The 9,625-nt window shown below is 69.2% G+C and carries 12 protein-coding genes; 5 read left to right on the top strand and 7 right to left on the bottom strand.

All coding sequences use genetic code 11. The features are described 5' to 3' along the window. Positions 1-2: 2 nt before the first annotated feature. The 6 genes from ACOADB_RS15995 to sodX all read right to left on the bottom strand — a co-directional run bounded on the left by ACOADB_RS15995 (position 3) and on the right by sodX (position 5,851). The gene (locus tag ACOADB_RS15995) at positions 3-1,475 is read right to left on the bottom strand and encodes a DHA2 family efflux MFS transporter permease subunit (protein WP_378600537.1); all 1,473 of its coding nucleotides are present in this window, start codon (positions 1,473-1,475) and stop codon (positions 3-5) included. A 235-nt stretch (positions 1,476-1,710) separates the two neighbouring features. Continuing rightward, positions 1,711-2,589, bottom strand: coding sequence for an RNA polymerase sigma-70 factor (locus ACOADB_RS15990; RefSeq protein ID WP_378600535.1), 879 nt, complete (start codon positions 2,587-2,589; stop codon positions 1,711-1,713). Beyond that, on the bottom strand, positions 2,586-3,179 hold the full coding sequence (locus tag ACOADB_RS15985; RefSeq protein ID WP_378600532.1) for a carboxymuconolactone decarboxylase family protein: 594 nt from the start codon (positions 3,177-3,179) through the stop codon (positions 2,586-2,588). The genes ACOADB_RS15990 and ACOADB_RS15985 overlap by 4 nt, the downstream gene beginning before the upstream one ends. A gap of 78 nt (positions 3,180-3,257) precedes the next feature. Next, the gene (locus tag ACOADB_RS15980; RefSeq protein ID WP_378600529.1) at positions 3,258-4,232 is read right to left on the bottom strand and encodes a zinc-binding dehydrogenase; all 975 of its coding nucleotides are present in this window, start codon (positions 4,230-4,232) and stop codon (positions 3,258-3,260) included. Between the two features lie 22 nt (positions 4,233-4,254). Next, complete coding sequence (locus tag ACOADB_RS15975) at positions 4,255-5,370, bottom strand: NAD(P)-dependent malic enzyme (RefSeq protein WP_378600672.1); 1,116 nt, start codon at positions 5,368-5,370, stop codon at positions 4,255-4,257. Between the two features lie 130 nt (positions 5,371-5,500). Further along, positions 5,501-5,851, bottom strand: coding sequence for a nickel-type superoxide dismutase maturation protease (gene sodX / locus ACOADB_RS15970; RefSeq protein WP_378600526.1), 351 nt, complete (start codon positions 5,849-5,851; stop codon positions 5,501-5,503). Positions 5,852-5,908: 57 nt separating this feature from the next. Here sodX and sodN point away from each other — a divergent pair, with 57 nt between their 5' ends. From sodN to ACOADB_RS15950, 4 genes are all read left to right on the top strand, one after another. Beyond that, positions 5,909-6,322, top strand: coding sequence for a superoxide dismutase, Ni (gene sodN, locus ACOADB_RS15965; protein WP_056706331.1), 414 nt, complete (start codon positions 5,909-5,911; stop codon positions 6,320-6,322). A 143-nt stretch (positions 6,323-6,465) separates the two neighbouring features. After that, entirely contained in the window at positions 6,466-7,206 is a 741-nt protein-coding gene (locus tag ACOADB_RS15960; protein WP_378600524.1) for a hypothetical protein, read from the top strand. Positions 7,207-7,307: 101 nt separating this feature from the next. Further along, positions 7,308-7,730 carry an anti-sigma factor gene (locus tag ACOADB_RS15955; RefSeq protein WP_378600521.1) on the top strand — a complete coding sequence of 141 codons (423 nt, stop codon included), beginning with the start codon at positions 7,308-7,310 and terminating at the stop codon, positions 7,728-7,730. Further along, positions 7,727-8,599 carry an RNA polymerase sigma factor SigF gene (locus ACOADB_RS15950; RefSeq protein ID WP_378600518.1) on the top strand — a complete coding sequence of 291 codons (873 nt, stop codon included), beginning with the start codon at positions 7,727-7,729 and terminating at the stop codon, positions 8,597-8,599. Before ACOADB_RS15955 ends, ACOADB_RS15950 begins: the two co-directional genes overlap by 4 nt. Before the next feature lie 20 nt (positions 8,600-8,619). Here the strand turns inward: ACOADB_RS15950 and ACOADB_RS15945 are convergent, their stop codons facing one another. After that, entirely contained in the window at positions 8,620-9,021 is a 402-nt protein-coding gene (locus ACOADB_RS15945; protein ID WP_378600515.1) for a hypothetical protein, read from the bottom strand. 184 nt (positions 9,022-9,205) lie between these two features. Here ACOADB_RS15945 and ACOADB_RS15940 point away from each other — a divergent pair, with 184 nt between their 5' ends. Then, positions 9,206-9,460 (top strand): WhiB family transcriptional regulator, encoded by a 255-nt coding sequence (locus ACOADB_RS15940; protein WP_056706341.1) that lies wholly within the window; start codon positions 9,206-9,208, stop codon positions 9,458-9,460. Positions 9,461-9,625 lie beyond the last annotated feature (165 nt).

Here is a 9,625-nt window from a genome sequence, read left to right as displayed (position 1 = left end):
GGTCAGTGCGCGGCGGGCGCGCCTTCGGGGGCGTCCACCTTGGACGGCAGCAGCAGTGCGAGCAGGACCACCACGACGCCTGCCCCGGCTCCCGCGAGGAACGCCCACTCGAGGCCACCGACGAACGCGTGGCCGGGATCGCTCCCGGACGCGGCCAGCGACTCCGACCGGTTGGACATGAGCGCGATCAGCAGCGCCGCACCCATGGCACCGGCCACCTGCTGGAGCGCGCCCAGCAGCGAGGAGCCGTGGGAGTAGAGCTCCGGCGGCAGGTCACCCAGGCCGATGGTGAAGACCGGCGTGAAGATCAACGCCAGGCAGGCCATCAGGCCGACGTGGATGAGCAGCAGCTGCCAGTACGGCGTGTCCACGGCGATGCGGCTCAGCAGGACCAGCGCGACGGTCATGCCGACTGCGCCGGGGATCACCAGCACCCGGGATCCGAAGCGGTCGTAGACCTTGCCCACCTGCGGACCGAGCAGGCCCATCGCCAGGCCGCCCGGCATCACCAGGAGGCCGGCCTGCAGCTCGGTGAGCCCGCGCAGCTGCACGAGGTACAGCGGCAGGAGCAGCATCGAGCCCAGGAACGCCATGAACGCGGCCGACATCAGCAGCAGCGACTTGGCGTAGGTGGGGCGCAGCAGCGTGCGCAGGTCCAGCAGCGGCACGCTCGTGCGCTGGAGGCGGATCTGGTAGGCCACGAAGGCGGCGACCAGGAGCACGCCGATGCCGATGTAGCCGGACGTCTCTTCCCACCCGCTCGCGCCGAGCTTGCTGAGCCCGTACACGAGGAAGCTGAAGCCGGCGGCTGACAGCACCACCGAGAGCCAGCTGACCTTGCTGACCTGCGGTTCGCCGACGTTGACGAGCGCCCGCAGGCCGAAGTAGCCGACCAGCGCTGCGATCGGCAGCACGACACCGAAGATCAGGCGCCACGAACCCGCCTCGAGGATGAGGCCGGAGGCCGTCGGGCCCAGGGCCGGAGCGACCGAGATGGCGAGCGTCACCTGCCCCATCACCCGACCGCGGTCCTCGGCGGCCACGACCGTCATCAGCGTGGTCATCAATAGCGGCATCATCACGGCGGTGCCGGCCGCCTGGACGACCCGCCCGGCGATGAGCACCTCGAAGGTCGGCGCGACCATGGCGAGTGCGGTGCCGGTGGCGAACGTGATCATCGCCGTGGAGTACGCCACCCGGGTCGACACGCGCTGGAGGAACCAGCCGGTCAGCGGGATCACCGCGGCCATGGTCAGCATGAACGACGTCATCACCCACTGAGCCGTGCGCTCGGTGACCTTGAACTCGTCGATCAGCGCCGGCAGGGCGTTGACCATGATGGTCTCGTTGAGGATCACGACGAACGTCGCCGCGACCAGGAGCTTGATCACCAGAGGCGTGCGGCCCGGGGTTGCCGAGCTCGTGAACTCCTCCTCGAACTCGGCGATGTCGCCGGTCTCGATGGGCGCAGTCATGGGAGGTCCTATCGGTTGGTGGTGGCTTGGGCCAGCGGTGGCCGGCCGCCATCAGGTGCATCTCGATGATCGGTGGGCCCGTCGCTCACTACTTCTACGAACGGGCCGTCATCGTTTCGACAGCGGAAGCGACGAAAAATCATCGGAGTTCGTCGAAACCCTGTGGACGTCAATGCTCCCGCACCCGGGGAGATTCCCGCCAACGAATAAAACCTGCGAGCAACCTGCGAGCAGCTCAGGCCGTGACGTCCCGGCTCAGTGCCGTCTCCCCCGCCAGTCCGGACAACTTGTGCGGATTGCGCATCGCATAGATCCGCGCGATGCGGTCCCCCTCGAACACCAGGCTGACGGCCGTGAGCTCGCCCTCGACGTCGATCCGGGCCGCCGGCGCACCGTTGATCCAGACCATCTCCACCACGCCACCGGGCGCGAACAGGGCGAAGTTGGACAGCAAGCGGGCGACCGGGTCCGCACCACTGAGTGGCTTGCGGATCGCCTGCGCGATGCCACCGCCGTCGGCCTTCATCACCACGTCCGGAGCGAGCACGTCGAGCAGCGCCTGGACGTTGCCGGTCTGCACGGCCGCGAGGAACCTCTCCACGACGGCTCGCTGCTCGGTCCGGTCGACGGCGACGCGAGGTCGCCGGGCTGCGACGTGGTTGCGCGCCCGCAGCGCGATCTGTCGCACCGTGGCCGACGGCTTCCCCACGGCCTCCGCGATCTCGTCGTACGGCGTGTCGAAGACCTCGCGCAGCACGAACACCGCGCGTTCGGTCGGCCCGAGCGTCTCCAGCACCGTCATCATCGCCATCGACACGCTCTCGGCGAGCTCGATGTCATCGGCCACGTCCGGGGCGGTCAGCAGGGGCTCGGGGAGCCATTCACCGACGTACTCCTCACGACGGCGGGCCATCGTGCGCAATCGATTGAGCGCCTGCCGGGTGACGATGCGGACCAGGTAGGCGCGCGGCTGCTGCACCTGCGACTGGTCCACATCGGCCCACCGCAACCACGTCTCCTGGACGACGTCCTCGGCGTCGGCCGCCGAACCGAGCATCTCGTAGGCGACGGTGAACAGCAGGTTCCGATGCCGGACGAACGGGTCCTCGCTCACAGCGTCGAGGGTACGACGTCCGCGGGCTCGGCCATCGGACGCAGACCGCACGATGCGGCGAAGCCCTCTGACTCGATGCCGAGCGCGACATTGCCGCGCGCCATCAGGTTCGCCATGCCGACGTAGGACGTCAGCTCGACCAGGCCGGGTGCACCGAGTGCGTCGAGCAGTCGTGCCGACAGCTCGTCGGTGACGGTGGGCGGCGTGGCCGTCACCGCCTCGGCGTACTCGAGGACGTCACGCTCGAGCGGCGTGAACACCTCGGACGTCCGCCAGAGCGGCACTTCGCGCGCCTTGTCGAGGTCGAGGCCCTCGTTGTGGGCCTGGAAGTAGCCGAGGTCGAGGCAGAAGCTGCACCCGATCTGCGCGGCCACGGCCATGTGCGCGTAGGACTTGAGGTCGAGGTCGACCTCGTTCCACTTCCGCGACTTCTGCCCCAGGGCCATGGTGGCCTTGAGTGCCGGCTTGTGGTGCCACAGGACGCCGAGCGACTCAGGCACCTTGCCGAGCATCTTCTTGCTGAACGTCTTCACCAGGGATCCGTACACACCATCGATCGGGATGGCCGGGACGCGCGTCGTGCTGGTCATTTCTGTCTCCTCCTGTGGGGTGGGTTCGACATGAAGACACCGACGAACCACCCGATGTGACAGGCAGGAGAAAAGAAATCAGCGAGTGAAGATGATCTTCCCGAAGACGTCGCCCGATGCCATGGCCGCGAACCCGTCGCGGGCCTCGGTCATCGGCAGCACCCGGTCGATCACGGGCCGCAGGCCCGTGGCGTCGAGCATCGTGACGAGGGAAGCGAGCTCGTCGCGCGTGCCCATCGTCGAACCGATGACGCTCAGCTGCAGGAAGAAGATCCGGGTCAGCTCGGCGTCGTCGAGGTTCGGGCCCGAGGTGGTGCCGGAGATGACGATCTTGCCGCCCGGGCGGAGTGCGCGGATCGAGTGCGACCAGGTCGCGCGTCCGACGGTCTCCATCACGGCGTCGACCTTCACCGGCAACCGGGCGCCCGACTCGTAGACCTCGTGGGCGCCGAGCTCGAGCGCCTTCGCGCGCTTGGCCTCGTCACGGCTGGTCGCCAGCACCTTCAGCCCACCGGCGCGCGCAAGGGCGATGAGCGCGGTGGCCACTCCGCCACCGGCACCCTGGACCAGCACGGTGTCACCGGCCTTCAGGCCACCCTGCGTGAAGAGCATCCGGTAGGCGGTCAGCCAGGCCGTCGGCAGGCACGCTGCTTCCTCGAAGGACATCGAGGCCGGCTTCGGGACGATGTTGCCCCTCGGCACGATCACCTTGTCGGCGAAGGTGCCCTGGTGCCGCTCGGAGAGCAGCGACCGGCGCGGGTCGAACGTCTCGTCACCGCGCCACAGGGGGTCGGAGACCACCGCGTGGACGACGACCTCGTTGCCGTCCTCGTCGTACCCCGCTGCGTCGCAGCCCAGGATCATCGGCAGCGCCTCGGCCTTGAGGCCGACGCCGCGCAGCGACCAGAGGTCGTGGTGGTTCAGCGAGGCCGCCTTGACCGTGACGGTGGCCCAGCCCTCGGGCGCGACCGGGTCGGGACGTTCCCCGACCACCAGTCCGGTCAGCGGTTCGTCGGCGGAAGCGGCAAAGGAATCGGCGTAGACAGCGAACACGAGAGACGAGCCTATCGGCAGGTCAGGCTCGTGCGACGCCGTCCCGGCGTGCGGCCTCCGCCACGGCCGCGGCAACGGCCGGCCCGACCCGCGGGTCGAACGGCGAGGGGATCACGAACTCCTCGGTGAGGTCGTCACCGACGAGGGCAGCCAGCGCGTCGGCAGCGGCGACCTTCATGCCCTCGGTGATGGCGCTCGCGTGCACGTCGAAGGCGCCGCGGAAGATCCCCGGGAAGGCCAGCACGTTGTTGATCTGGTTCGGGAAGTCCGAGCGTCCGGTGGCCACGATCCGCGCGTGCCGGTGGGCGACGTCGGGGTGGACCTCGGGGTTCGGGTTCGCCATCGCGAAGATGATCGCGTCGTCGGCCATGGTCGCGACGACCTCTTCCGGCACGGTTCCGCCGGACACGCCGACGTAGACGTCGGCGCCGTTGAACGCGTCGGCGAGGGTGCCACGGCGACCACACAGGTCGGCGGTCAGCTCGGCCAGCGCCTTCTTCGACGGGGTGAGGTCGTTGCGGTCCGAGCTCACGACGCCCTTGCGGTCGGTCACCGCGATGTCGCGGATGCCCGCAGCGAGCAGGATCTTCGCGATCGCCACGCCGGCGGCACCGGCGCCGGAGATGACGACGCGGGTCGTCTCGGCCGAGCGCCCGGTCAACTTGAGCGCGTTGGTCAGCGCCGCCAGGGTCACCACGGCGGTGCCGTGCTGGTCGTCGTGGAAGACCGGGATGTCCAGCGCCTCCTTGAGGCGGTCCTCGATCTCGAAGCAGCGCGGCGCCGAGATGTCCTCGAGGTTGATCCCCCCGAAGCTCGGCGCCAGGCGCACGACGGTCTCGATGATCTCCTCGACGTCGGTCGTCGCGAGGCAGATCGGAATGCCGTCGACGCCACCGAACTGCTTGAAGAGGATCGCCTTGCCCTCCATCACCGGCATGGCCGCGGCCGGGCCGATGTCACCGAGGCCGAGGACGGCGGTGCCGTCGGTCACGATCGCCACGGTGTTGGGGACCCACGTGTAGTGACGGGTCAGGCTCGGATCGGCAGCGATCGCCTCACAGACCTCGGCGACACCGGGGGTGTAGGCGAGGGAGAGCTGGTCCTTGGTACTGACGTCGGCCGTGGGGACGGTCGCCATCTTCCCGCCGACGTGCAGATCAAAGACCGGTTCGCCCGCGTGCGGGTGGGAAGGAGGAACGTCAGCGGCCACGACCGGCAATCCTCGCACACGCACGGCCGTTACCTCGCGACTGTCCGGATGAGACAGGTCACAGCAGGTGCGGTCGCGGCCAGACCCGAAGCCGCGCCACGCCCAGGACGTCGTCGGGCGCGATCGCGCCGCGGTGCCGGGAGTCGGTGCTGGCCTCGGGGTTGTCCCCCACCAGCCACCAGCGGGGCCCGCGCCGTTCGCTGGCCCGCTTGATCACCAGGGTGTCGTCGGGGAACCGGGCCACCACGACCTGGCCGGGGCGCACCCGGGCGCCGTACGACACCAGCAGGCGGTCGCCCGCGGACAGGGTCGGTTCCATCGATTCGCCGCGTACGACGGCGATGCCGATCCGGCCGCCGAACCTGTGGCGGCGTCCCGACGTACGACCTGCCGTTGCCCTGCCTGCCATGCCGAGTAGTGTCGCAGGCGCAGCTTCGTTCCCCATCGAACTCAGGAGAGGACCCACATGTTCTCGCGTCTCATTCCCAGCCTGATCGCCCCGTCGATCGAGGTTTCCGCGCACTGCGACCTGCCGTGCGGCGTCTACGACCCCGCCCAGGCCCGTATCGAGGCCGAGTCGATCAAGGCCGTGATCGCCAAGGCACTCGACAGCGACGACCCGGACTTCCGCACCCGCGCGGTCCTCATCAAGGAGCAGCGCTCCGAGCTGGTCAAGCACCACCTGTGGGTGCTGTGGACCGACTACTTCAAGCCGCCGCACTTCGAGGCGTACCCGCAGTTGCACACGCTGATCAACGAGGCGACCAAGCTCGCCGGTGCCGGTGGCACCAAGGGCACCCTCGACGCCGGCGTGGCCGACCAGTTGCTCGCCAAGATCGACGAGATCGCCGAGATCTTCTGGGCGACCAAGAAGGCCTGACGAACCGGGACCAACGTCCCGATTCTGGAACCGCACGTCCTTCGGGGCGTGCGGTTCCTGTCATTTGGTCCGGCAGTGCCGATGGGCACCTCACGTACTCGGGCAACCCCTAGGCCCGGGACCACCGGAGGGAGACACCCGCGATGCATCGCGCCCTGTTCAAGATCCTCGTCGTCCTCGGCCTCGGCCTCGGCCTGACATTCACGTCCACGCCCGTTGCGGGCGCGAGTACTCCGACCGCTGACCGTACGACGGTCGTCGCCGCCCAGACGGCACCGGACTGCGCCGCCCAGGAGGCCGCCCTGGCCAAGGCTCGCGCCAACTACGGCAGCCGGGTCAGCACCGCCAAGAAGGTGCGCAACATCCTGGCCAAGGCCCAGCGTGCCGAGAAGCGCGCCAAGACCCGCAAGGCCAAGAAGGCCCGCCACGCCAAGGTGGTCAAGGTCAGCAAGCAGTTCAAGGCCGAGATGGTGAAGGTCCGCGCCGGCCTGGCCGTCGTCCGGATCCACCAGAACCGGGTCACCTCCTGCAAGAACGTGGTGCCGACCGGGCCGACCGCCAGCCCGATCCAGACCCTCTGCGACGCCGGCGTCCCCCAGGAGATCTGCGACATCCTGGGCCAGCTCGTCCCCGGTGGCTCGACGGCGAGCCCGCTCTACCTGCTCTGCCAGAGCGCACCCCAGGCGAAGCCGCTGTGCGACCTGATCTCGGCCGGTACCGCACCCAACCCCGCCGACCTGCTCAATGTCGTCAACACCGTGCTGGGTGCCCTCGGCCTCGGTGACCTGCTGGACGACCTGCTCGACGGCCTCGGGCTCGGCACCGTGCTGGACCTGGACGACCTGCTGGACCTGCTCGACCTGCTGGGTGGCCTGCTGCCCTGACCGTGCCTCCGGCCCGATGACGGCCGCGCTCCCCCGGGGAGCGCGGCCGTTGTCGTAGGCTCGTGCCGTTCAGGTCCCCAGCCAACCCCTCGAGGAACGGTATGCCCGAGACGAGCACCCCCGTGTCCGGTGACACCGCCACCGCAGGTGACCCCACGGAGGTCGAGCTCCGTCTCCCTGCCGATGGCGCCTACGCAACGGTGCTGCGCACCCTGACCGCCGGCCTGGCGGCCCGCCTGGACTTCACCATGGACGACATCGAGGACCTCCGCATCGCGGTGTCCGAAGCGGCGGCGATGGTGCTCGACGAGGCCGACGACGGCGCCGTCCTGGACTGCCGGTTCCGGCTGACCCCGGGCGAGCTGATGCTGACGATCAGCACCGACTCCCAGTCGCCGACGCCGCCGGACTACGAGAGCTTCGGGTGGCAGGTCCTGGCGACGCTGGCGGCCGAGGCCGCGATCGACACCGCGCCCGGCTCCTACGCGGTGCGCCTCACGGTGCGGTCGTCGCTCGAGTCATGACTGCCGACCTCTCTCGGGGGAGCGCTGGCAGCGGACGGTCGGCTGCAACCGAACGGACCCGACGCATCAGCGCCCTGCTGTTCCTGTGGCTGCGCGACCCGGACGCCTTCGAGGACATCCGTGACGACGTCCTCGACGAGTTCCGCGCGGACGACGTCTGCCAGGCCCTGCTGCGCAAGGACCCGCGCGAAGCCCTCCTCGAGCTGCACATGCCGCTGGTGGAGCACTGTGCGCGGCGCTTCCGCAACCGCGGCGAGCCCTACGAGGACCTGGTCCAGGTCGGCACCATCGGCCTGATCAAGTCCGTCGACCGCTTCGACACCGACCGCGGCGTGGAGTTCTCCACCTACGCCACGCCCACGATCATCGGCGAGATCAAGCGGTACTTCCGGGACAAGGGCTGGGCGATCCGGGTCCCGCGACGACTGCAGGAACTGCGGATGCAGATCAGCGCGACGACCGCCGAGCTCACGCAGAGCCTGGGCCGCTCCCCCACGGCCCGGGAGCTGTCGGAGGTCCTCGGCTGCTCGGTCGAGGAGATCGTCGAGGGCCTGGAGTCGAGCAACGCCTACTCCACGCTGTCCCTCGACGCCACCGACGACGACTCCGACCGCGGCGGCGGGCAGAGCATGCTCGACGCGATGGGCATCGACGACGAGGCCCTCGAGCACGTCGAGATCCGCGAGTCGGTCAAGCCGCTCCTGGAGAACCTCCCGCCGCGCGAGAAGAAGATCCTGCTGCTCCGCTTCTTCAAGAACATGACGCAGTCCCAGATCGCCGAGGAGATCGGCGTCTCGCAGATGCACGTCTCGCGGCTGCTCGGCCGCACCCTCGAGCAGCTGCGGGAGTCGCTGGAGTCCGAGGCCTGACCAGACCTGCCGGACCCAGGTCAGGTGCGCGGCGCGGTCGGATCGTGCTCGAGTGCCTCGAGGGTGTCGGGGTGCAGCAGCCCGGCCAGCACGATGCCCGCGCACAGCACCAGGCCGATCGTCACCGGCAGGTGCTCGCGCAGGTTCCAGGCGAGCCCCAGCGCGATCAGCTGGGTGAGCAGGACCGGTCCGCGGGCCCAGGTGCTCCGCCTGAAGAGTCCCCAGGCCGCGCCGAGCAGGACGACGGCGTACACGAGCAGGAAGCCGGCGGTGGACAGGCCCAGCGCCATCCGCCCGGACGTCACGCTGGCGAACTCCAGGACCGCCAGACAGAGCAGCACGATGCCCTCGACTCCGACCAGCGACGCCGCTACGGTCAGTGGCGGCGGGTTCTGGGCGGGCTCCACGGGGCTCTCGGTCACAAGTTTCAGCCTAGTTGCACGCTCAGGAGCACCCTTTGTGACCCATCCGACCACCCGAATTGCTTGATATGTGAAGGATTCCTTGGAAGCCTTACGGAAGCGATCGTGAAACCGTTCACTTTTGCGGTCTCACGTATGCCCGCAGCCGGGCCACCAGCACGTAGGAAAGAAGGCATCTCCACCCATGGATTGGCGACACGTCTCCGCATGCCTCGATGAGGATCCGGAGCTGTTCTTCCCGATCGGCAACACCGGCCCGGCCATCCTCCAGATCGAGGAGGCCAAGGCCGTGTGCCGGCGCTGCGACGTGCGCGAGCAATGCCTCGCGTGGGCGCTCGAGGCGGGACAGGACCACGGTGTCTGGGGTGGCCTCAGCGAGGACGAGCGTCGCGCGCTGAAGCGCCGCAACGCCCGGGCCCGCGTCCGCACCCCCGTCTGACTCGTTGGGCGCTGCCGGGCTCACTCGACCGGGAGGCTGATGCCTGCCCGGGTGCCACCGTCGACGCTGTGTCCCAGCGTCAGGTGTCCTCCGAGCTCGGACTCGACCAGGGTGCGCACGATGGACAGCCCCAGGCTGGTCGCGGCGTCCAGGTCGAACCCGTCG

Source organism: Nocardioides sp. CPCC 206348 (genome assembly GCF_048654705.1).
In the GTDB taxonomy this organism is placed as follows: Bacteria; Actinomycetota; Actinomycetes; order Propionibacteriales; family Nocardioidaceae; genus Nocardioides.
The sequence above is the reverse complement of the archived record's forward strand: the minus strand, read 5'-3'. Positions and strand labels throughout refer to the sequence as shown.